The organism is Myxococcus sp. SDU36, assembly GCF_030168875.1.
In the GTDB taxonomy this organism is placed as follows: domain Bacteria; phylum Myxococcota; class Myxococcia; order Myxococcales; family Myxococcaceae; genus Myxococcus; species Myxococcus vastator.
Genome location: NZ_CP077414.1, coordinates 6,518,367 through 6,538,812, shown reverse-complemented (window position 1 = coordinate 6,538,812; position 20,446 = coordinate 6,518,367). Strand labels below are relative to the sequence as shown.

The 20,446-nt window shown below is 69.0% G+C and carries 22 protein-coding genes; 14 read left to right on the top strand and 8 right to left on the bottom strand.

The genetic code is table 11. The features are described 5' to 3' along the window. Positions 1-85 precede the first annotated feature (85 nt). The 11 genes from KGD87_RS26570 (at position 86) to KGD87_RS26520 (ending at position 8,952) form a co-directional block, all read left to right on the top strand. Positions 86-973 carry a DUF2381 family protein gene (locus tag KGD87_RS26570; protein ID WP_284663552.1) on the top strand — a complete coding sequence of 296 codons (888 nt, stop codon included), beginning with the start codon at positions 86-88 and terminating at the stop codon, positions 971-973. Between the two features lie 31 nt (positions 974-1,004). Beyond that, positions 1,005-1,280: a hypothetical protein gene (locus KGD87_RS26565; protein WP_284663550.1), complete on the top strand. Its 276-nt coding sequence runs from the start codon at positions 1,005-1,007 to the stop codon at positions 1,278-1,280. A 3-nt stretch (positions 1,281-1,283) separates the two neighbouring features. After that, on the top strand, positions 1,284-2,780 hold the full coding sequence (locus KGD87_RS26560; RefSeq protein WP_284668695.1) for a serine/threonine protein kinase: 1,497 nt from the start codon (positions 1,284-1,286) through the stop codon (positions 2,778-2,780). Between the two features lie 378 nt (positions 2,781-3,158). Beyond that, a complete protein-coding gene (gene rpmH / locus KGD87_RS26555; protein ID WP_002637840.1) occupies positions 3,159-3,311 on the top strand; it encodes a 50S ribosomal protein L34 in 153 nt (50 codons plus the stop codon). Positions 3,312-3,323: 12 nt separating this feature from the next. Continuing rightward, positions 3,324-3,743, top strand: a complete 420-nt coding sequence (gene rnpA / locus KGD87_RS26550) for a ribonuclease P protein component (RefSeq protein WP_284663542.1) — start codon at positions 3,324-3,326, stop codon at positions 3,741-3,743. Then, positions 3,740-3,958, top strand: a complete 219-nt coding sequence (gene yidD, locus KGD87_RS26545) for a membrane protein insertion efficiency factor YidD (protein ID WP_163785310.1) — start codon at positions 3,740-3,742, stop codon at positions 3,956-3,958. The genes rnpA and yidD overlap by 4 nt, the downstream gene beginning before the upstream one ends. A gap of 49 nt (positions 3,959-4,007) precedes the next feature. Then, positions 4,008-5,816, top strand: coding sequence for a membrane protein insertase YidC (gene yidC, locus KGD87_RS26540; protein WP_284663541.1), 1,809 nt, complete (start codon positions 4,008-4,010; stop codon positions 5,814-5,816). Then, positions 5,813-6,592, top strand: a complete 780-nt coding sequence (locus KGD87_RS26535; RefSeq protein ID WP_284663540.1) for a KH domain-containing protein — start codon at positions 5,813-5,815, stop codon at positions 6,590-6,592. Before yidC ends, KGD87_RS26535 begins: the two co-directional genes overlap by 4 nt. A gap of 48 nt (positions 6,593-6,640) precedes the next feature. Beyond that, on the top strand, positions 6,641-6,868 hold the full coding sequence (locus KGD87_RS26530; protein WP_284663538.1) for a hypothetical protein: 228 nt from the start codon (positions 6,641-6,643) through the stop codon (positions 6,866-6,868). 73 nt (positions 6,869-6,941) lie between these two features. Then, entirely contained in the window at positions 6,942-8,270 is a 1,329-nt protein-coding gene (gene mnmE / locus KGD87_RS26525) for a tRNA uridine-5-carboxymethylaminomethyl(34) synthesis GTPase MnmE (RefSeq protein ID WP_284663536.1), read from the top strand. A gap of 76 nt (positions 8,271-8,346) precedes the next feature. After that, positions 8,347-8,952 carry a Uma2 family endonuclease gene (locus KGD87_RS26520; protein ID WP_176418218.1) on the top strand — a complete coding sequence of 202 codons (606 nt, stop codon included), beginning with the start codon at positions 8,347-8,349 and terminating at the stop codon, positions 8,950-8,952. A gap of 27 nt (positions 8,953-8,979) precedes the next feature. Here the strand turns inward: KGD87_RS26520 and KGD87_RS26515 are convergent, their stop codons facing one another. The 3 genes from KGD87_RS26515 to KGD87_RS26505 are packed head-to-tail and all read right to left on the bottom strand — an operon-like array spanning position 8,980 to position 10,146. Next, positions 8,980-9,366: a DoxX family protein gene (locus KGD87_RS26515; RefSeq protein WP_284663534.1), complete on the bottom strand. Its 387-nt coding sequence runs from the start codon at positions 9,364-9,366 to the stop codon at positions 8,980-8,982. 16 nt (positions 9,367-9,382) lie between these two features. Beyond that, a complete protein-coding gene (locus tag KGD87_RS26510; protein WP_284663533.1) occupies positions 9,383-9,823 on the bottom strand; it encodes an SRPBCC family protein in 441 nt (146 codons plus the stop codon). Beyond that, positions 9,820-10,146: an ArsR/SmtB family transcription factor gene (locus KGD87_RS26505; RefSeq protein ID WP_176418221.1), complete on the bottom strand. Its 327-nt coding sequence runs from the start codon at positions 10,144-10,146 to the stop codon at positions 9,820-9,822. The genes KGD87_RS26510 and KGD87_RS26505 overlap by 4 nt, the downstream gene beginning before the upstream one ends. Before the next feature lie 32 nt (positions 10,147-10,178). Between KGD87_RS26505 and KGD87_RS26500 the strand changes: the two genes are divergently transcribed. Continuing rightward, positions 10,179-10,418 (top strand): hypothetical protein, encoded by a 240-nt coding sequence (locus KGD87_RS26500; RefSeq protein WP_284663531.1) that lies wholly within the window; start codon positions 10,179-10,181, stop codon positions 10,416-10,418. Between the two features lie 58 nt (positions 10,419-10,476). Here the strand turns inward: KGD87_RS26500 and KGD87_RS26495 are convergent, their stop codons facing one another. Both KGD87_RS26495 and sppA read right to left on the bottom strand, forming a co-directional pair. Continuing rightward, the gene (locus KGD87_RS26495; RefSeq protein ID WP_284663530.1) at positions 10,477-11,751 is read right to left on the bottom strand and encodes a GspE/PulE/PilB domain-containing protein; all 1,275 of its coding nucleotides are present in this window, start codon (positions 11,749-11,751) and stop codon (positions 10,477-10,479) included. A 288-nt stretch (positions 11,752-12,039) separates the two neighbouring features. Further along, positions 12,040-13,830, bottom strand: a complete 1,791-nt coding sequence (sppA, locus tag KGD87_RS26490) for a signal peptide peptidase SppA (RefSeq protein WP_284663528.1) — start codon at positions 13,828-13,830, stop codon at positions 12,040-12,042. 208 nt (positions 13,831-14,038) lie between these two features. Here sppA and KGD87_RS26485 point away from each other — a divergent pair, with 208 nt between their 5' ends. After that, entirely contained in the window at positions 14,039-16,870 is a 2,832-nt protein-coding gene (locus KGD87_RS26485; RefSeq protein WP_284663527.1) for a M16 family metallopeptidase, read from the top strand. Positions 16,871-16,990: 120 nt separating this feature from the next. Here the strand turns inward: KGD87_RS26485 and KGD87_RS26480 are convergent, their stop codons facing one another. After that, entirely contained in the window at positions 16,991-18,013 is a 1,023-nt protein-coding gene (locus KGD87_RS26480; protein WP_284663525.1) for a nucleotidyl transferase AbiEii/AbiGii toxin family protein, read from the bottom strand. Continuing rightward, entirely contained in the window at positions 18,006-18,599 is a 594-nt protein-coding gene (locus KGD87_RS26475; RefSeq protein ID WP_284663524.1) for a DUF6088 family protein, read from the bottom strand. The genes KGD87_RS26480 and KGD87_RS26475 overlap by 8 nt, the downstream gene beginning before the upstream one ends. A 487-nt stretch (positions 18,600-19,086) precedes the next feature. On the opposite strand from KGD87_RS26475, the gene KGD87_RS26470 reads away from it, so the two are divergent. After that, complete coding sequence (locus KGD87_RS26470; protein ID WP_284663523.1) at positions 19,087-19,545, top strand: SMI1/KNR4 family protein; 459 nt, start codon at positions 19,087-19,089, stop codon at positions 19,543-19,545. Positions 19,546-19,595: 50 nt separating this feature from the next. Here KGD87_RS26470 and KGD87_RS26465 read toward each other — a convergent pair whose 3' ends face one another. Then, positions 19,596-20,375: an alpha/beta fold hydrolase gene (locus KGD87_RS26465; protein ID WP_284663522.1), complete on the bottom strand. Its 780-nt coding sequence runs from the start codon at positions 20,373-20,375 to the stop codon at positions 19,596-19,598. Positions 20,376-20,446: the final 71 nt, after the last annotated feature.

Sequence of the window (20,446 nt, the reverse complement as noted above, 5' to 3'; positions counted from 1 at the left end):
AAGTGCGGGAAGTGCGGCAGTCGGGTCGAAGGCTTGCTGATGAACGTGCTGATGAGGCGCTGCGAGTTCAGCGGGCTCTGACCACGTGCCCGGTTCCTTGAACCCGTTGCCGTTACTGCTGTTGCTGCTGGCAGGCGCGGCGGCCGCCCAGTCGCAGCCTGGCGGCGAGCGCAAGCTGCGGCAGCGGACCCTCTCATTGCCCGCTGCAGGTGAGGACGTGACGGTGCGGGTCGCGCGAGGAACGCTCACCACCCTCACCTTCGATTCGAACCTCGGCATGAAGGGCGTGCAGCTCGGGGGACGTGAGTCGCACTTCGAGCGAGTTGATGAGAACGAGAGGTTGGTCGCCTTCAAGCCGAAGGTCGACCTGGTGCCCGGCGAGCGGCTGCTGCTCACCGTGCGTTTCGCGGACGGCGCCGCGCCGTCAGAAGCCACGTTCGAGCTCATCGCCGCCGAGGATGAAGTGGACGCATCCGTGGAGGTGATTCGCCGCACGCGTTCCGTCGAGGCGCTCCAGGTGGAGCTGCGCGAGCTGAGGGCCAAGTACGCGGCGCTGCGGGACGGCAGTGGCGATGGGGGGCCGGAGGGCATGGTCCTCTCCGGCTGGCTCACTCAGGACATTCGAGTCCGGCGATTCGACGCTCGCGTGCCACCCGACAATTCGAGCGGGCTCAAGGTGGAGGATGGCGTGGGCTACCGCACCGGCAAGTGGGCGCTGGTGGCTGTTCGACTCCGCAGCCAGCCAGGAACACGTCGCTGGACGTTGGGTGAGGTGAAGCTGTCGTCCGTCCGCGGAGCCCCTGTGAAGGTGCTCTCCGTGCGCATGGACAGGCCGCAGTTGGCTCCCGGAGAGGAAGGGCTCCTCCTCGTACGCACCGAAGCCCCCTGGTGGGAACTGGGCGAGGAGTTGCGCCTCGAGCTGAAGGACAAGGAAGGCAGCGGTTCGCTGCCCTTGAGCGGAGTGGTTTTCTGACCGCGCCGCAGGCGGCGCAGGGGCATTGGCCATGGCGATGATTCCGATTCACCCCGACCAACTCGTGCCCGGAAGCCGCGTTGGCCCCTGGCGCGTGCTCGCGCCATTGGGCGCTGGCGGCTTCGGCCGCGTTTTCAAGGTGGAGCGCGAAGAGCAGCCAGGGAGGACCTACACGCTGAAGGTCGCGCTTCGACCTTCCAGCGCCCATCTCCCGGAAGAGGAGAACGTGGAGGAGCGCATGTCCCGCGAGGTGGCCATCCACATGGCCTACGACACGGGGCTGAAGGTTCATGCTGTCGACCACTGACCCATCCTCAGTGGCTTCCCCTACTTCGTCACGGACTACGTCGAGGGAGAGACGCTCCACGAGTGGCGCTGGCGCACCGAGCCTTCTGCCGCGCGGCTGCTCACCGTCTTCACGGAAGTGGTGCGCCAGGTCAGCGCTCTGCACCAGCGTGGGGTGTGCCACCGCGACCTGAAGAGCGACAACATCCTCATTCGCACGGAGGACGAGAAGCCGCTCGTCTTCGACTATGGCGTGGCCCGCCTTCCGGGCATGACGACGTTGACGGTGGGGGTGCCGCCAACCTCGCCGTACCTGCTCCCTCCTGAATGCGTGACCTTCTTGGGAAAGGAGACCTGGAAGCAGGGCGCTCACTTCGACCCGGGCGTACCTGGGGACCTCTATGCGCTCGGGATGCTGCTCTTCGAGGCGCTCACCGATGGCTATGCCTTCCATCCGAAGTTGCCGTACGACCTGCTGATGGTGGCCATCGCAACGCGGGTGCCGGCCGCGCCGCACATGCTCAACCCGAAGGTGCCGCGCGTGTTGAGTGACATCACCCTGCGCCTGCTGGAGAAGCGGCCCGAGGCGCGCTACCCCAGCGCCGAGGCGCTGCTCCAGGCCCTCTGGGATGCTGCCAAGGAGCGAAAGCAGCCCGAGTGGCAGACCTCCCTGGCGCTGCCTCCGCCGGAGGAAGAAGCGCCCGAAAGCCCTACCCCGGCCGCGCACCTTCATGCCGCCGAGGAATCGTCTGCGGTCGAATGCGTGGAACGGGCAGCAGCGGCGGATGAACTGGCGCAGGTGAAGGCGGAAACGCCAGGAGCCCCGATGCTGGAGGGGACCGACGGCGTCTCCGTGGAAGCGCCGGTCCTCCCACGGTGGCGTTCTGTGCTGTGGTCCTTGTGCTCCCTGCTGGTGCTTTCTCTGGCCCTCTGGCTGGGACTGAGCACACTTGCGACTACATTGGATAAAGGAAGCCCGCACGTGCCCACCGCGACCCCCGAATCCCCGCTGACTGCTCTTCGCTCTGGCCCATCCAGGTTCCTGACAGCCACGCTCTGCGCTGTCGCAGGGCTGGCTTGCTCCGCGGCCCAGGTGCGGCCTGAGCCCGCTGAGTGCCCCGAGGAGGCCCGTGAGGCCATGTCCCGAGTCCTGGCGGTGGACACCACGAAGGGGCTCAAGGCCGTCATCGACATCAACCAGCCCGGAGATCAGAGCCAGCTCGGCACGTACCGCAACGGCGCCGTGGTCGGCCGAATCGCGGGCTACTCCTGGGCGGATCCCTCATTGCCCGATGGGACCTTGCTGTACGGACGACTCTGGACAGGCCTCGTTGATGAGTACGGTCGCCCGGCGGCGATGGCCCGCTACTCCGAGGCGAAGCTTCCGGATGGGCGCACCTTCCCGGTGTGCATCGTCGTTGGGAACCCGGATGGCCGCGTCAGGACGCAGCCAGGCTCCAACCCGGATACCGCCGTGTTGCCTCGGGAGTTGCCGGTGAGCGCCGTGGAGCGCTGGCCATGACGGCCCGCCTGGCCGCCTCTCCGTGCGGGTGGAAATGCCAGCCCAGAGGGTCATGTGAGTGCAGGTAGGGCACGAGGCCGCCCGGCAGTCAGGGCGCTGCTGGAAAAAACCGCCGGGGAAACAGACGTCCGCGCCGGTCGCGATTAAACTCCCGCCGCCGTGCGTTGGGCGGTGGTCAGCACCGTTAGTATCACCCCAGCCTTCATCGCCCTACCTCAAGCAGCCCGATCGGGCCTCCTGGGGTGGTCTCCACGGTGGGCCGGGGTGATCCAACGTTGACTTACCCTGGAAATGGGGGTACGGACCCGCCCCTTTCCCTAGTTCAGGTCGCGCCGGAGCGGTAGGAGGCGCCGCCGTCATCACCAAGGAGTCAGAGCCGTGTCCAAGCGCACGTACCAGCCGTCGAAGGTCCGCCGCAATCGCGCCCACGGGTTCCGCAAGCGGAACGCCACCAAGGGCGGCCGGGATGTCCTCAAGCGTCGTCGTGCGAAGGGTCGCAAGCGGCTCGTCGTGTCCGCTCCCAAGAAGTAGGCGAGTTCGCGTGTGAGGGCCGAGGGTGCGACGCCGGGCGAGCCCCGCCCGGCAGACCAGCGCTTCCCCAAGGCCCTGCGCCTGCTTCAACGGCGCGAGTTCCTCGAGGTCCAGGAAGGCGGGCAGAAAGTCCCTTCGGACTGCCTCCTGGCCCTCGTGAAGCGCAATGGCCGGCCGTACTCGCGTGTTGGCCTCACCGTGTCGAGCAAGGTGGGCAACGCCGTCGTCCGAGCGCGCTTGAGGCGCGTCCTGCGGGAGCTCTTTCGCAAGCGCCGCATGCAATGGCCGCCGGGCCTGGACGTCGTCCTGGTGGCACGCTCCTCCGCGAAGGACGCCTCCTCTCCGGCGCTGGCGCGTGCCTTTGACGGTGTCACCCGTAAGCTGCAGCGGCTGCCCCGCGCGGAGACGAAGCCGAAGGAGCCGCCCAGATGAGCCCCCTGGCCTTCGTCCTCTCGCTGCCCATCCGCTTCTACCGGAAGTTCCTCGGACCGCTGCTCCCTCGGGTGTGCCGGTTCCATCCTTCGTGCTCCACGTACGCCATGGAGGCGCTGGAGAAGCACGGCGGCCTCAAGGGGTCGTGGCTCACTCTCTGGCGGCTCATGCGCTGCCAGCCCTTCCACCCCGGCGGTATCGACCCGGTGCCGTGACGAGGGGTTCCACCCATTGCCGCCCTCTCCCCCGTGGAGGGGGGAGTCTATGAACGATCCGCTCTCGCCCCAGTCGAACGATTCGCAGAAGCGACTGCTGGCGGCCCTGGCCCTCTCGTTCGCGGCCACTGCCGTCTACACCTTCTTCTTCGCCCCCACGCCGCCGCCCGACTCGGAAGTCCCCGACGCGGGCGTGGTGGCCGCGGCGCCCGCCGATGCCGGCACGCCCCCGGCCCTCCAGCCTCCCGAAGGCGGCCCGGAGTCGGGCGCCACCGCGGAGGCCCCGCCGCCTCCGGCGCGCAAGACGGAGATGCTCCGCGACGAGTCCGTCTACACCTTCTCCTCCGAGGGCGCCGGCCTCACCGCCGCCGTGCTCAAGGGCGCGAAGATGCGGGAGCAGCAGGAGCTCAGCGCCGCCCAGGGCTTCCAGAAGCTGGTCGGCAAGGAGATTCCCCCCGCGCCGCAGATGGACCTGGCGCGCCCCACCCCGGGGCAGCCGCTGCCCCTGGCCGTGTCCATCACCGGCCCCAGCCCGCTGCCCGCGGACCTGAACTACGCCATGGATGAAGGCGCCCCGGGCAGCGCCGACGGCGTCACCTTCACCGGCCGCCGCGGCCCGTGGGAGGTCGTGAAGACGGTGAAGTGGCCCCAGGACGGCTTCGAGCTGTCCTACACCCTCCAGGTGCGCAACACCTCCGGCCAGCCGCAGAGCGGCGAGCTGCAGGTGCACCACAACCGCGCCATCGACCCCAACTTCGAGCACGCGCCGTCCTTCTTCGGCGGCGTGGGCAACCTGAGCCGCGCCGCCTGCTGGGTGGGTGACGAGCTCCAGAAGATGAGCCCGGGGGATGACGCCCCGGACGCCGAGGAGGCCCGCGGTCAGGTGCAGTTCTTCGGCATCGACCAGCAGTACTTCCTGTCCGCGCTCTACCCGCTGGAGGGGCCGCGCGCCGGCTCGTGCTCCTTCGAGGCCACGCCCACCCTGCGCAAGGTGACGGCGTCCTTCCCGCTTACGGCGGCCCCGGGGGAGACGGTGACGCTGCGCTTCGGCGGCTACTTCGGCCCCAAGGACCCGGACATCCTGGCCCTGGTGCCCGGCGCCTCGCTGCGCGCGTCCACCGGCCTGGGCGAGACCGCCTTCCACCCGCCGCTGGCGGAGACGGTGGACTTCGGCATCTGGGCCGTCATCTGCAAGGTCCTGCTGACCGTCATGAAGTTCTTCCACGGCCTCACCGGCAACTGGGGCGTGGCCATCATCCTGCTCACGGTGGTGGTGAAGCTCGTGCTGCTGCCCCTCACCTACCGCTCCATGGTCAGCATGGAAGAGGTGAAGAAGCTCCAGCCGCGCATGGAGGAGATTCGCAAGAAGCACGCGGACAACCGCGAGCAGCAGAACCTCGAAATCATGAAGCTGTACCAGGAGGCCAAGGTGAACCCGCTGGGCGGGTGTCTCCCCCTCCTCATCCAGATGCCGGTGTGGATTGCGCTGTTCACCGCGCTGCGCAACAGCTTCGACATCTACGGCGAGCCCTTCATCGGGCCCATCTGGCGTGACCTGACCTACAAGGACCCCACGTACCTGTTGCCGCTGGCGCTGGGCGTGTCCATGGTCATCACCCAGAAGATGCAGCCGCAGATGATGGATGCGGCCCAGGCCAAAATCATGACCTGGTTCCTGCCCATCATCTTCACGCTGACGCTGCTCCAGTACCCGGCCGGCCTGTCGCTCTACATCTTCACGAACAACATCCTCTCCATCGCGCAGCAGTACGGCCTGCGGAAGTGGCTGGACCGGAACAAGCCCCAGACGGGCGGTGGGACGCCGGCGGTGGCCGGTGCGGGAGGCAGGCGCAAGTGAGCGAGCAGGTTCCCCAGCAGACGCCGTCCACCCCGGACTCCGGCGCTTCGTCCGAAGCGTTCCGGGGCCGTGTGGAGAAGCTCCTCGGCGACATCCTCGGGCTGATGGGCTTCCCGGCGCGCCTGGACATGAAGGACGGCGCCGACGGCAGCCTGTCGGTGGCGCTCCACTTCGAGCCCGCACCGCCTCCCGGTGTGGAGGCGGGACGGCGCAGCCAGGTGGTGGACTCGCTCCAGTTCCTGTTGAACAAGATGCTGCACCGCCCGGGCGCTGACCGGCGCTGGGTGATGCTGGGCGCGGGGGTGCATCCGGAGCCCCGGCAGCGCCGTGAGCCCCAGGCCGCGGCGGCGCAAGCCTCGGCTCCGGCCGCGCCCGCCCCCGCCGCGCCCCGTGCCGCGGCAGCCCAGGCGCCAGCGCCTGCTCCGGCGAAGGGTGGCCAGCGGGGGGCACAGGCGTCCGCCGCCAAGGCCGCTCCCGCCAGCAAGGGCGAGGGGGATGAGCGCTCGGTGACGGTGGAGGAGGATGCCGCGCTGAAGGCGGCCGTCCGCACGCTGGCGGAGAAGTCGGGCAGCCTGGGCCGCTTCTACGCGATTGCCGCCATGAAGCTTGAAGACCGCGCGCGCGTCCTCACGTCAGTAGAAGGAGTGGGTGGCGTGAGGGTGTCGGCGGAGGGCGAAGGCCGCAACCGCCGCGTGGTGTTCACTCCGGACAAGCCCGCCCCGCTTCCCAAGCGGAGCATGCTGCCGGACGACGACGAGGACGACTTCGACGCGTGAGCCGCTGAGCGCGCCGCGCGCGCCGGGGCTCCCGAAGCGAGACCAGGGATGGGCAAGGCGAAAGCTCTGAAGGACAAGCTGTACGGCGCGGCGGTGCTCAAGATGAGCTTCCGCCTTCGCGGGGACGAGGAGTCCCCCGCGTTCCGCTTCGTCTACCCGGGCGTCCTGCGAGATTTGGAGCTCGAGGACGAGGCGGTGGAGCGGTACATCGAGGAGCACCGCGAGGCCGTGGAGAAGGCCGCCCGCGGCTCCACGCCGCCCCTGGGCACCCGCTGACGCAGCGGGGCCCGCGCTGCTTCAGGTTCCAGGTGGCTTCGCTCCCCTGGCCGCGTATGACGTCTTCCTCCGTATGACGTCTCCCTCCATGACCATCGCCGCCCTGGCCACCGCGCCCGCCGCGGGCGCCGTGGGCATCCTCCGGCTGTCCGGCCCTGACGCGCTGGACGTGGGCCGGCTGCTGGCCCCGGGTGTGCCCGCGCAGCCCACGCCGCGCCATGCGTACCTCGCGTCCTTCGTGGACGCGGAGAAACGCGCGCTGGACGAGGGCCTGTTCCTCTACTTCCGCGGGCCCCAGTCCTTCACGGGCGAGGACGTGGTGGAGCTGCAGGCGCACGGCAGTCCGCGGCTCTTGCGGCTGCTGCTGGCTCGGGCGCTGGAGGACGCGCGCGTGCGCCACGCCGCGCCCGGTGAGTTCACGCGTCGCGCCTTCCTCAACGGGCGGTTGGACCTGACGCGCGCGGAGGCCGTGGCGGACCTGGTGGCGGCGGACTCGGAGGCCGCGGTGCGCGCCGCCGCCGCGGGGCTCTCCGGTGTGCTCGCCTCGCGGGTGCGGGCGCTGGAGGAGCCGCTGCGCGCGTTGCATGCGGACATGGAGGGCGTGCTCAGCTTCCCTGATGAGGCAGAGGGCGCGGACGAGGACGTGGGCGAGCGTGTCACCGCGCTGCGTGCTCAGGCGGAGGCGCTGCTGTCCGAGGCGGGCCGGGGCCGGCTGGTGCGCCGGGGCGCGCGGGTGGCGCTGTTCGGTCCCGTCAACGCGGGCAAGTCCACGCTGTTCAACCGGCTGGTGGGCGAGTCCCGCGCGCTGGTGGATGACGAGCCCGGCACCACGCGCGATGCGCTGGAGGCCCGCGTCGAATGGGACGGGCTGGCGGTGACGCTCTTCGACACCGCGGGGCTGCGGGAGACGCCGGGGCGCGTCGAGGCGCTGGGCATCGCGCGCACGCGTGAGCTGCTCGCGGGCGTGGACCTGGCCGTGCTCGTGCTTCCCCCGGGCGTCACGCAGCCAGAGGCCGCCGCGTGGATGCGTGACGCGGGTGGAGCGCCCGTGTTGGTGGTGGACGGCAAGTGCGACGTGGCGGAAGCGCCGGGCTCGCCGCGCCAGCGCGTGAGCGGCCTCACCGGTGAAGGTGTGGACGCGCTTCGCGACGACATGCTCGGGCGACTGTGGGGCGGGGGCACGCCCTCCGCGGTGGCCCTCGTCTCCGAGCGTCACGCGGATGCCCTGCGTCGCGCGTCCGAGGCGCTGGGCCGCGCGGAGAGCGCCTCGCGCGTGTCCACCCTGGAAGTCGTCTCCGGTGAAGTGGGGCTCGCGCTGGAGGCGCTCGGCGAAGTGTCCGGCACCGTGGTTTCGGAGGCCCTGCTGGACGCAATCTTCCAGCGTTTCTGCATCGGGAAATGACGCCTTCCGTCGAGCGGAGGACGTGTCAGACGGCTCCCTAGAATGCCCGCCTCAACCGGTGATTCTCGGAGGCGCTGTGATTGAAGGAACCATCCCCCTGGCGAACCATTCGATGCTCTCGGCCCTGCCCTCGGGCTGGGTGGGGGAGATTCTGGACGAGGAGCTGGTCGCCTCGCCTCGTCCCACCGCCGCGCAGACGCGCGCGGCCTTCATGCTGGGCGTGGAGTTGGGAGAGCAGCTCGACAAGCGCCGTGGCGGCAGTGGCCGCTGGTGCTTCCTGCGCGCGCCCGAGCTGCACCTCGGCCACGACATGCTCGTGCCGGACATGGCCGGCTGGCGCCGCGAGCGCCTGGACGTGCCCTTCGAGCCGGACGTCCCCTTCCTCACGCTGGTGCCGGACTGGGTCTGCGAGGTGCTGACGCCCTCCACCGCCGCGCTGGACCGCGCGCGCAAGCTGCCGCTCTACGCGCGCGCGGGCGTGTCACACGTGTGGCTGGTGGACCCGGCCGCGCGCACGCTGGAGGTGTACCAGCGCGTCAAGCGGGGCTGGCTGCTGACGGGGAGCTACGAGGATGACTCGCTGGTGCGGGCCGACCCCTTCCCGTCCTCGACGTTGGAGCTGGGCTCGCTGTGGCTGCCCGAGGGCTCCGAGAAGCCCTCCCTGCTGGCGGCTGTTCCGTGAGGCGTATGGGCGCCCGCGAACGCGCCGTCACGCGGCGGCTGCCACCACCGGCTTGAGGACGTAGCGGCCGTACGTCACGAAGGCGAGCAGCACCCCCATCACGAGCGACCAGAGCATCGGGTTCTCGGGCGTCAGCTTCGTCGAATGACGCGCATACAGCACGGCGAGCGCGAACGTCTCGAACGTGAGCACCGCGGCCGCGTGCGCGGTGAGGCTGGGCATCCACTTGAACGCCGCCGGGACAATCAGCAGCACGCCGCCGGCCATCTCGAGGAAGCCGAGTGCCCGCCAGGCCCCGAGGGGGACCTCGCTGAACTGGCTCGCGAGCTGCTGAAACGAGAACGCCTTGTACGAACCGCCCGCGAGGAACAGCAGCGCGAGGACGGCCTGAAGAATCCAGATGACGATGTTCATGGGGGTGGCTCGGTGTTCAGGCCTTGAGGGCCGGGTTGTTGGATTCCTTCTCGAGTGTCTTGGCGAGCTTTCCGTGCATCAGCTTCCAGCCGAACTCGGCGCCGTGGAACGCCTGGTCCTCCTTGAAGCCGGAGTGCTCGAAGAGCACGCGCGTCCCTTCGCCATCGGCTTCGAGGCGGTAGCGGACGCGGGTGTCCAGCCAGCCCTCGCCAACGACCCAGGTGAACTCGAGCTCGGACGGAGGCGCGCACTGGAGCACCTCGCAGTGCACGGTGAGTCCGTCGAATTTGGCCCGAGCGTCTGGCGGCACGCGGAACGTGAAGCGATGCCCGACGCGCGGCTCGAAGTCGTTCGGGTACATCCAGTCGGCGAGCGCCTCGCGGGTCGCGAGCGCGCGCCACACGGCGGCGGGCGGCTGGGTGAACTTCAGCTCCCGTCGGATGGTCTTGGTCGTCATTGCTGCTTGTCGCCTTTCTCGAGGTGTCGCCGCAGGCGGGCGAAGTTGTCGTCCCAGAACCGCTCGTAGTGGGCAATCCAGTCGCGCACCGGCTCCAACTGCTCCGGCACGAGGCGGTACCGCCGCTCCCTGCCATGCCGTTGCTCGGTGACGAGGCCCGCGTCGAGCAGCACGCGCAGGTGCTGAGACACCGCTGGGCGGCTCATCTCGAAGTTCTCGGCGATGGCGTTCACCGGACGGTCGCCGTCGACCAGCAGGTCGAGCATGCGGCGCCGCGCCGGATGGCTGATCGCTCCGAACACCCCTGGCTCGGTGTGCATCATCGTGCGGCCATAATGCGTAAGGAGATGCTTACGTGTCAAGCAGCAGAAGGACCCGGGCGGAGACGCCGTCGGCGACGATGAAGTTCGGGGTGCTTGAAGCGAAGCAGCTCGCCGGGGCTCAGGGCCTTGAAGCACCTGGAAGCCGCGCGGCTGCCCATGCCAGCGAGCGGTGGCCCCGGGGGATTGCCTCGGTGGGCTCGTCGAAGCGATTCACGGCCGGGCGCTCCACCGATGATGGAGCGCCGCTCGGCTATCGCCTGGCGCCTGCTTGAAGTTCACGGCGACCTGGCAGAAGCCCCCGTCGCCGTCTCTGGATGCGCCGCGTGACTTTCAGCTGGCCCGCTTGAGGTCCGCGCCCCCCGCGGCCCGCGCCAACCGCCGCACGGCGCGCAGGAGCAGGTCTGGATCCACGGGAGCGGCGAGGAAGCCCCGGGCGCCCACCGCCTGCGCACGCGGCAGGTCCTGCTCCGGCGTCTTGCCCGCCACCAGCACTCGCGCGTGAACCTGCTGGCGCAGCGCCTCCATGGACGGCAGCGGCGCCACCACCACCTGCGCCTCGTTCGCCGCGAGCAGCTCCGCCGTGCTGGCGACGCGCGCGCTCAGGTCCGCCTCGGACAGCACGCGCACGATGCCCGCGCTGGCCTCCGCGCCCCAGCCGTACACGAGCACCTGCGCCATGGGCACCGGCTGCGCGGCCGTGAGCACGGGCACCGCGGGCGCACGCGTCCTCGCGGCGAGCTGCACGGCCTGCGCGGAGAACGTGGCCTTCGGGGACAGCGGCCGAGACGCGCGGACGACGTGCGCCCCCACCTGGAGCGGAGCCGACGCGGAGCTCAGCGGCAGTGACTGCGCGAGGTGCGCTCCCACCGTTGAACCAGCAGGCACGGCCCGCGAGTCAGGCACCTGCGGCGAGGGCTGCGCCACCTCCGCGGGCATGGCGCGGATGGCCTGCACCAGCCGCTCCATCCGCGACGGCACCGCCTGCGGCTGCGCGACGACATCCTCCAGCGAGGACAGCAGCGGCAGCCCGTCATCGCCGCCAGGGTCCTCCATGTTCGTCAGCTCCGCCATGCTGCCGCCGAGCACCATGGGCATGCTCTCGTCGGCCTCGGGCAGTGAGAAGCTCTCCATTCCGGACCGCCGGGGCACCGCCTCACCGGTTTCGCCGCGGTAGAGCCGGCCAATGGCCCGGCGGATGGCCGCATCCGACGCCAGCTTCGCCACCACGCGCGGCTTGCCGGACACGCTCTTCACCGCGTCCAGGGACGCCAGACTGGCGGGGGCGGCAATGGCCACCACCAGCACCGAGTCCCGGCCCCCCTGCCCTTCCAGCTTCAGCGGCACCACCCGGTGCGCCTCCGCCACGCGCTCCGGAATCATCCACGTCAGGCTCGCGTCCGGCGGCTGGACGTCCAGGTCCACCGTCTGCATCCCCGCCTGGAGCGCCAGGGCCTCCAGGACCTGCTGCGGGGTGCTGAAGCGCTGGTCCACCACCACCTGCCCCAACGGCACGCCCCACTTGCGCTGGTACGCCAGCGCCGAGTGGAGCTGCAACGCGTCCACCACACCCCGCTCCATCAGGATGTCACCCAGTCGCTTCTTCATCTCGTCCCCCTCACGCCTTCCGCCCTGGCCGCCAGCCCCAAGGGGCAGCCCGAGTCCGGGAAGGTCACAATGTCTTCTACGCTTCCATTCGCCCGGGAGCTTCCCGGCAGGCGACAGACGCTTCTGTCGCCGCGCCACTTCCGCTCGCCGCACGCGGGCGTCTGCTACCTGATGGTCGTCCTGTCCTCAAGTGCGTTGCGAAGCGCCGGGCCGTCGCCGGCCCGACAACCCGGAAAGCACGGTGCCGGAGCGTCTCGGCGCCACGCGTCCGCGTCCTGGGAGGACGCGCTACCAGCTCGCCTCGGGCAGGGGGGCGTAGAGCTCGCCGCGCGTGCCCTCGAAGAGGCCCATCCGCGCGCCCACCGCGTACACCTTGCGCACGCCCGCCACCAGGTGGGTCCACGGGGACAGGACGCTGATGGAGGCGGCGTCGTCCTCGCTGTTGTCGCCCGTCTGGCCCAGCAGCTCGGAGAGGACGGCGGACGCGGGCTTCTTGCGCGGATACACCTCCACGTTGACGCGGGCGTCGGCCGGCAGCTTCGCGGCCTCCTTCGCCAGCGCGAGCGCCTTCGGGTAGCCGCCCAGCGCGTCCACCAGCCCGTGCGCCAGGGCGTCCTCACCCGTCCACACGCGGCCCTTGGCCAGCGACTGCAGCTTCTCCAGCGGGAGCTTCCGGCTGGCCGCCGCGCGCGTCGTGAAGTCCGCGTAGATGCGGTCCAGCGACGCGTCCATGCGGGCCTGCTGCTCCGGCGTGTAGTCCGCGTCCGTGCCGAACATCTCCGCGTTCTTCCCCACGGCCACGCTGTCGAAGTTCACCCCCAGCTTCTCCCAGAAGCCCGCGGTGACGAACTTGCCCGCGTACACGCCGATGCTGCCGGTGAACGTGCCCGGCTGCGCGACGATGCGGTCCGCCTCCATGGCGACGAAGTAGCCGCCGCTGGCGGCGTAGCTGCCCATGGTGACGATGACGGGCTTGCCCGCCTCCTTCGCGCGCTGCACCTCGCGGCGCACGGTGTCGCTGGCCACGTAGCTGCCGCCCGGGCTGTCCACGCGGAAGACAATGGCCTTCACCCGCGAGTCCTCGGTGGCCTTGCGCAGCGCCGCGGCGACGCTCTCCGCGCCCATGGACTGTCCGCCCGACAGCGGGTTGGACTGGTTCTTCCCGCGCATCACCTCGCCCACGCCGTACACCAGGGCGATGGTGTCCCCGGACACGTTCGGCCTGCCGGCGCGCTCCAGGTACTTCTTCACGTAGAGGAAGCGCGCGCCCTCGCCGGCCTGCTCCTCCAGCCCGCCGAGCACCTCGTCCCGGTAGCGCAGCCCCGTCACCAGCTTCGCCTCCATCGCCTCCTGCGCCATCAGCGGCGCCTTGTCGATGAGGCTCCGCACGACGTCCTCCGTCAGCCCGCGGTCCTCGGCGATGCCGCGCACAATCTGGCCGAAGAGGCTGTTCGTGAAGCGCTCGGTGGCCTCGCGGTGCGGCGCCGTGTAGTCCTGCTCCGTGTAGGCGTTGATGGCGTTCTTGTACTCGTAGCGGGCGAAGTAGCGCGGCGTCACGCCCAGCTTGGAGAAGGCCTCGCGCGCGAAAGGCAGCTCGAAGGCGAGCCCGTTGATGTTCACGTCACCCGACGGCTGGATGTAGATTTCGTCGAAGGCGGACGCCAGGTAGTAGCCCAGCGTGCTGTTGCCCAGCTCGCCGAAGGTGTCGGAGTACGCCACCGCCTTCTTGCCCTTGGCGCGGAAGGCCTTCACCGCGTCGCGCAGCTCCTGCGTGGCGGCCGGCGTCCCCGGATGGCCAATGCGCACCAGCAGGGACTTCACGCGCGTGTCGTCTCCGGCCTTCTCCAGCGCCTCCACCACGTCACGCACCGTGGTGGGCGCCTCGCCAAAGGCCCCCATCAGCGAGTCCCCTCCCCCGTGCTCCGACAGCGGCTCTTCCAAATCCAGCTCCAGCACGAGGTTGGAGGGCACCCCGGGCTTGCTCGCGGACGCGAGCAGCATCAATCCCACGAGGCCCACCACGAAGAGGACAGACAGCGCGCCCACGAAGGCCAGCGCGCCGATGAAGAATCGTTTCATCCGAAGGGACTCCTGATGCCCGGGAGAGACAGGGTACGGTCCTGGCAAGGGGTGCTTACTACTAACGCGCGCGGGCGACGATGCTTGCACGTCCCCACGGCTGTCGCTTCAGCGACGCCGGGTTGCTCGGAGTGCCACCGTTCGGGATGGCCCGGGGGCCAACTCGGGTTAGAAGCCGGTGCATTCCAAAAAGATTCGCGAGGACCGCATGAAGCGTCGTACCCCGCTCGCCCTGGTGGCGGCCCTGATGATGGTGGCCGGCACGCCAGTGTGGGCCCAGACTCCCGCCGCCGCCAACAAGGCCCCCGCCGCCCCGTCCGCTGTCACGAAGAGCAAGGCGAAGGGCCGCGCGCTCGCCCCCGTGACGAGCGTGGAAGGCATCTCCGAGTACCGCCTGCCCAACGGGCTGAAGGTGCTCCTCTTCCCCGACCCCACCAAGCCCACCGTGACGGTCAACGTGACGTACTTCGTGGGCAGCAAGCATGAAGGCTACGGCGAGACGGGCATGGCCCATCTGCTGGAGCACCTGATGTTCAAGGGCACGCCCACCACGCGCAACGTGCCCCAGGCGCTCACCGAGCGCGGCGCCCGGCCCAACGGCACCACCTGGCTGGACCGCACCAACTACTACGAGACGCTGCCCGCCTCCGACGCCAACCTCCGCTGGGCCCTGTCCTTCGAAGCCGACCGCATGGTCAACAGCTTCATCGCGAAGAAGGACCTCGACAGCGAGATGACTGTCGTCCGCAACGAGTTCGAGTCCGGCGAGAACGACCCGCGCGGCATCCTCTTCGAGCGCGTGATGAGCGCCGCGTACATCTGGCACAGCTACGGCAAGGCCACCATCGGCGCGCGCTCCGACCTGGAGAACGTGCCCATCGACCGGCTCCAGGCCTTCTACCGGAAGTACTACCGGCCGGATAACGCCGTGCTGGTGGTGGCGGGCCGCTTCGACGAGGCCAAGGCCCTGTCGATGATTCAGGACACCTTCGGCAAGCTGAAGAAGCCTGGCATCCCCCTGCCCGCCACGTACACCGCCGAGCCCACGCAGGACGGCGAGCGCGAGGTGCAGCTGCGCCGCGTGGGGGACACCGCGCTGCTCACCAGCCTGTACCACGTACCCGAAGGCGCGCACCCCGACTTCGCCGCCATCGACGTGCTGACGCTGGTCATGGGCAACAACCCCTCCGGGCGCCTCTACAAGTCGATGGTGGAGACGAAGAAGGCCTCGCGCGTGGGCGCGTCGAACCTCCAGCTCCGCGACCCGGGCATCATCGTCTTCAACGCGGAGCTGCGCGACGACCAGCCGGTGGCCGCGGCCCGCGAGGCGCTGCTGAAGACGGTGGAGGACGCGGCCCGCACGCCCTTCACCGAGGAGGAGGTCAACCGGGCCAAGGCCACGCTGTCCAAGTACATCGACCTCACCATCAACAACTCCGAGCGCGTCGCCATCAACCTGTCGGAGTGGGAGGCCACCGGTGACTGGCGCCTGCTCTTCCTGCACCGCGACCGCATCGAGGCGGTGACGCCCGCGGACGTGACGCGCGTGGCGGCCGCCTACCTCAAGTCCTCCAACCGGACGCTGGGCACCTTCATCCCCACGCCGAAGCCGGACCGCGCGGAGCTGCCGGCGCGGGTGGACGTGGCGAAGATGATGGACGGCTTCAAGGGCCGCGAGGCCGTGGCGCAGGGCGAGGCGTTCGACCCGTCACCAGCCAACATCGAGTCGCGCGTGCAGCGCGGTGAGCTGCCGGGCGGCGTGAAGTACGCGGTGCTGCCGAAGAAGACGCGCGGCAACATGGTGAACGTGTCCCTCACCCTGCGCTGGGGCACGGAGGAGGCGCTGCGCGGCAAGGCGGACGCGGCGCAGTACGCCGGGCGCATGCTGATGCGCGGCACGAAGCAGCACACGCGCCAGCAGCTCCAGGACGCGTTCGACGAGCTCAAGGCGCGCGTGGGCGTGGAGGGCGGCAGCACCGGCGCCTCCGCCTCCATCGAGTGCCCGCGGGAGAGCCTGCCGGAGGTCCTCGAGCTGGTGGCCGAGGTGCTGCGCGAGCCCGCCTTCGACGAGAAGGAGTTCGCCCTGCTGAAGCAGGAGCGGCTGGCGTCGCTGGAGTCCGAGCGCAGCGAGCCGCAGACGCTGGGCAACATCGCCTTCTGGCGCTCGCTGTCGGGCCACTACCCGAAGGGCCACCCCTACTACGTGGCCACGCTGGACGAGCGCATCGCCGGGGTGAAGGACACCACGCTTGCGCAGGCGCGCGCCTTCCACGAGGCCTTCTACGGCGCGTCGAATGGCGAGCTGGCCGTGGTGGGTGACTTCGAGCCCAAGGACGTGACGGCGCTGGCCGGCACCCTGCTGGGCGGCTGGAAGAGCCCCGCGCCGTACCAGCGCGTGCAGCAGGTGTTCGGCGGCGGTGAGGCCGCGTCCGTCGCGCTGGAGACGCCGGACAAGGCCAACGCGTACTACATGGCCGGCCAGTCGCTGAAGCTGCGCAAGGATGACAAGGATTGGCCGGCGCTGGTGCTGGGCAACTTCGTGCTGGGCGGCGGCTTCCTCAACTCGCGGCTGGCCACGCGCATCCGTCAGAAGGACGGCCTCTCCTACGGCGTGGCCAGCAGCCTGGACGCGAGCGACGTCGACGAGGTGGGCACCTTCTTCACCTACGCCATCTACGCCCCGGAGAACGCGGCCCGGCTGGAGACGGCCATGCGTGAAGAGGTGACGCGCGCGGTGCAGAAGGGCTACTCGGCGGAGGAGCTGAACAAGGCGCGCTCGGGCATTTTGGAGTACCGGCAGTCTGCGCGGGCGCAGGACGGGAGCCTCGCGCGGCAGCTCGCCAGCTACCTGTTCCTGGGCCGCACGCTGGCCTTCGATGCGGCGCTGGAGCAGAAGCTGACCCAGCTCAAGCCGGAGGACGTGCGCAAGGCCATGGCGCGGCACCTGGACTGGACGAAGGTGACGCAGGTGCGCGCGGGCGACTTCGCCACCGCGCAGAAGAAGGCCGCGCCCGCGGTGAAGGCCCCCGCCGCCCCGTGACGCGGTAGTCCGTCATCCCTGTGAGGGACTCGAAGCCCCGCGGTGCCTCAGTGGCGCCGCGGGGCTTTGGGTTGAGAGGCTTTCCAGAGAAGCCCTGCTTGCAGACATGCGCATCAACAGTCAGGTCTGGCCTGCCCTGTTGGCGCGTTCTTCAATCTGGCGACACCGCTCGAGGAGCGTATCGAAGGGCTCGGCGGCATCGAGCAGAAGCCCGTCGGCGACCATCTTCTGGTAATCATCCCTGAGCGCAGCGAGGACAGCATCCTTGGGCACCAGGCGAAGCCCACCGGTGACGGCTGTCGCGTAATCGATGGGCTTGCCGTCAACCTTCTCCTCGAAGAACCAGCTTTTATGCGCAGCCACCTGGTTCGCGAGGGTTCTGTCTTCCAGTGCTGAGGCGGCATGGCCGGTCTTGTCGAGTTGGACCAGGTCGTACCAGTGCCGTGAGAAACGGCCTGTTCGAATCTTGGCTCCCGAGCACATCACATGAATGGCGGTTGCTTTCTCCCAGAAGGTTCGCTCGACCCTCATGACGCGGGGTCTGGCCACGGGGAACTCAAGCGTGGGCAAGTATTGTGCAACATCACATTGCACCCACCGTTCTTCAGAGGGCTCGCCTGTTGAGCGTGCACCAAACTCCAGCAGTACGACGGGGCTCACATATCCCGAGCCGGGCGAGACGCTCTGGTACGCAATCTGGATGGCATCGGGGCTATCCGGACGAACCGACACCGTCGCTGGCACGCGCTCCACGTCAATCGCGGCACTGAGCGTGGGCAAGACTGTGCTACTGACCCATTGACCGAGACGCTCCCTGCTCACCTTCGTCCAGCGCTTCTGTTGGCTGCCATTTGGCAGTGGGTCCGTCTGGCCGTCTGTCAAATCGGGAGCAATTGCCCGGATGTCATAGGTGAGGTCCACATCCTCAGAGAAGCGGCGGATGGCACCGTAGACCTTGGACAGTGAAGTCCCACCCTTGAAGACGAGATGCTCCCCAAAGGACGCGGAGAACATCACGTTCAAGGCCCAGACAACCCAGACATCCTTCTCAAGCAGGTGAACGGGGCGCCCACATCTACTCGCTGCGACTTCAAGAGCATTCCGGCGATCTTCCGACTCAAGCCGCAGAAACGCCTCAGTCATTTGCAAATGCTCCTACCTGCTGAGCCATCCACGCCGGAAGCCGTGCGCGTGCAGCGAAGAGTTGCTGGAGCACACTTGGCGAGAGCGTTCGTCTCAGGAATGGAAGCCGCTCGCGCCCCTCCTTTGAACCGAGCCATGCCAAAGCGCGGATGATCTGCCCTGCTGGCTCATTCGGTAGAGCCAATTGCCAGGCCGGGGCATGGCGTAGTTCGATCTCCTGCGCGCCGAGCCGCAGGCGCCGGTTACTGCCTGAGGTCAAGTACACCGTACGCACCGGAACTTGGGTCGTCATGCCTAGCGCGTTGGCAGTAGCAGCTCCATGCGGAGCCCACTGCTCGCCCTTCGCCTGAGCAAGCGCTTCAACCACTTTTGGAACGGAGGGTGGGCGTACCCCAAACCTCGTCTTGACAGGGAGCACATAGATCCCCCGGCTCGCCCGCATCAGACGCTCTTGCCGAGCAAGGCGCGACAGCGCTTGATCGACGGCAGCTCGGCTTCCAAGGTGCAGGAACTCCTTCGCAAGCAAAGGCGTGCCCTCGGAACGCTCCGATGCCTCCTTCATGATGGACTCGGCAAGGGACGCCATCGCTAACCTCCGTCAGAAACGTAAGTCTACTTCTGACAAGATGCAACCTCCCCTGGGTCTGAGTGCAGCCCAGGGGACAGGCTGAAGTTTGATGAGATACGGGAAATATCTAAATAATTTCAATAGGTTGTGGCGCCGCCGCCGGAATGTCGCAATACTTGGCAGCCGAGCATGGGCCTACGTGTCCGCCAGGCTCCCTGGAGAAGGCTTTGTCCCATAGCTGTCGCTCCGCGGGCGAGCCGTGATCAGTCGGATGGGAAGAGGTGGACGCCATGCTGAGCGCCATGAGGAAGGTGCTGGCCGCGACACTCACATGGAGGATGACGGCTGCCGTCCTCTTCGCACTCGCCGAGCATCTTCGGCAGTGGGTGAGGCACGGGCAGTAGTGCCCGGGTAGGAGTTCTGCTGCGAATGGGCGGGGCTCCTCTTGCCCTTGCAAACGGCCGCATCATCGAGGTGCGGCCAATCGACCAGGTGGACTGACGCCATGGCCATGGAGCGCCTGCTCGCGGAAATCTCCCGTGCCCACTTCCCGCGGCCACCTGCGACGCTGGAAGAGGTCGCGGCCTTCGAGGCGAGGGCGGGGTGGCGCCTTGATGACGACCTGCGTGCCTTCTATCTGCACTGCAACGGCGCGGAGCTGTTCGAGCCGTCCCCAGAGTCGAACTACAGCATCTTGCCGCTCGCGAAGGTTCACCGCGCGCGCGTCGTCATGCGCGGGCGGGACGAGGACTCGGCGGGCCCTCCATCCTGGTACGCGCTCGTGGACTGCCAGGACTCCGACTACGTCCTCCTGGACGTCGCTGGTGGGCGGGGGGCTTATCCGCTGCTGGATGGCTGGCACGAGACGTACCCCCACCGGTGTCGGCGGATTGCCGCGTCCTTCAGCGAGTTCCTGGAACGAGCGCTGGATAGCGAAGACCCGCTCTTCTGGCTGAGGAAGTAGGCGCGACACAGGACGCGGTGCGAAGCGTGTGACGCGCCCTCCCCTCCCCTTCAGCGCGGCGGCAGCGTGGCGAGGAAGGCGTCCAGCGCGGCGTTGAAGCGCTCCGGCGCATCCATCATCAACCAATGGCTGACACCCGAGAACACGGTGTGCGGGGTGCCCGGGTACAGCAGGTGGTAGGCATGGGGCTGGATGAAGGCCTCCACGACGAGCGTGTGGAATGGACCCTTGTAGCGCTCCAGCACGCGGTCCGAGTTGAACGTGAGCATGCTCTCCAGCGCGCCGACCACCACCTCGCGCGGCGTGGCATGCAGCCAGCGCATCACCGACTCGTGCGTGTGCGGCTTCGCGTTCTGGAGGATGGGCGTGAACCACGTGTCCATGAAGGCGCGGTAGGACTCAGGACGTGTGCCTTCGCGGAAGCCTTGGAGCTGCTCGGGCGGGAGCGGCGGCATCGTCCCCGCGGCGTCCACGATGACGAGCCCGGCGAGCCGCTCAGGCCAGCCACGGGCGTACTCCGCCGCGACGTAGCCGCCGAAGCTGTGGCCCACCAGGACGAAGCGCTCCAGGTCCAGGGCCGTGGCCACCGCGTGGATGTCATGGGCCATGTCCTCGGCGCCGTAGCGGCCCTGGGCGTCGCGCTCCGAGTCGCCCATGCCGCGCAGGTCGAACGACACGGAGCGCTGCTTCAGGTGTGCCTGCTGCGCGGCCCATTGCTCACGCTGGGAGGCGTTGCTGTGGACGAAGACGACGGGGAGGCCGCCGCTGCCAGCGTCGGTGACGGCGAGCTGGCCCGCGGGGCCCTGGACGGTACGCGAGGGAGAGGTCATGGCGCACAGGACGATGACACGATTCGCGGCCCGCGCGCGTGGTGCCCCCTCCCCTGCCCCACGCGGGTGTC

What these genes read in the sequence shown, in the direction of transcription:
- KGD87_RS26565 (WP_284663550.1), top strand. Translation starts at nt 1,005, where the DNA reads ATGGCGATGATTCCGATTCACCCCGACCAACTCGTGCCCGGAAGCCGC.
- yidD (WP_163785310.1), top strand. Translation starts at nt 3,740, where the DNA reads ATGAGCCCCCTGGCCTTCGTCCTCTCGCTGCCCATCCGCTTCTACCGG.
- yidC (WP_284663541.1), top strand. Translation starts at nt 4,008, where the DNA reads ATGAACGATCCGCTCTCGCCCCAGTCGAACGATTCGCAGAAGCGACTG.
- KGD87_RS26530 (WP_284663538.1), top strand. Translation starts at nt 6,641, where the DNA reads ATGGGCAAGGCGAAAGCTCTGAAGGACAAGCTGTACGGCGCGGCGGTG.
- mnmE (WP_284663536.1), top strand. Translation starts at nt 6,942, where the DNA reads ATGACGTCTCCCTCCATGACCATCGCCGCCCTGGCCACCGCGCCCGCC.
- KGD87_RS26515 (WP_284663534.1), bottom strand. Translation starts at nt 9,366, where the DNA reads ATGAACATCGTCATCTGGATTCTTCAGGCCGTCCTCGCGCTGCTGTTC.
- KGD87_RS26510 (WP_284663533.1), bottom strand. Translation starts at nt 9,823, where the DNA reads ATGACGACCAAGACCATCCGACGGGAGCTGAAGTTCACCCAGCCGCCC.
- KGD87_RS26505 (WP_176418221.1), bottom strand. Translation starts at nt 10,146, where the DNA reads ATGATGCACACCGAGCCAGGGGTGTTCGGAGCGATCAGCCATCCGGCG.
- KGD87_RS26495 (WP_284663530.1), bottom strand. Translation starts at nt 11,751, where the DNA reads ATGAAGAAGCGACTGGGTGACATCCTGATGGAGCGGGGTGTGGTGGAC.
- sppA (WP_284663528.1), bottom strand. Translation starts at nt 13,830, where the DNA reads ATGAAACGATTCTTCATCGGCGCGCTGGCCTTCGTGGGCGCGCTGTCT.
- KGD87_RS26485 (WP_284663527.1), top strand. Translation starts at nt 14,039, where the DNA reads ATGAAGCGTCGTACCCCGCTCGCCCTGGTGGCGGCCCTGATGATGGTG.
- KGD87_RS26480 (WP_284663525.1), bottom strand. Translation starts at nt 18,013, where the DNA reads ATGACTGAGGCGTTTCTGCGGCTTGAGTCGGAAGATCGCCGGAATGCT.
- KGD87_RS26475 (WP_284663524.1), bottom strand. Translation starts at nt 18,599, where the DNA reads ATGGCGTCCCTTGCCGAGTCCATCATGAAGGAGGCATCGGAGCGTTCC.
- KGD87_RS26470 (WP_284663523.1), top strand. Translation starts at nt 19,087, where the DNA reads ATGGCCATGGAGCGCCTGCTCGCGGAAATCTCCCGTGCCCACTTCCCG.
- KGD87_RS26465 (WP_284663522.1), bottom strand. Translation starts at nt 20,375, where the DNA reads ATGACCTCTCCCTCGCGTACCGTCCAGGGCCCCGCGGGCCAGCTCGCC.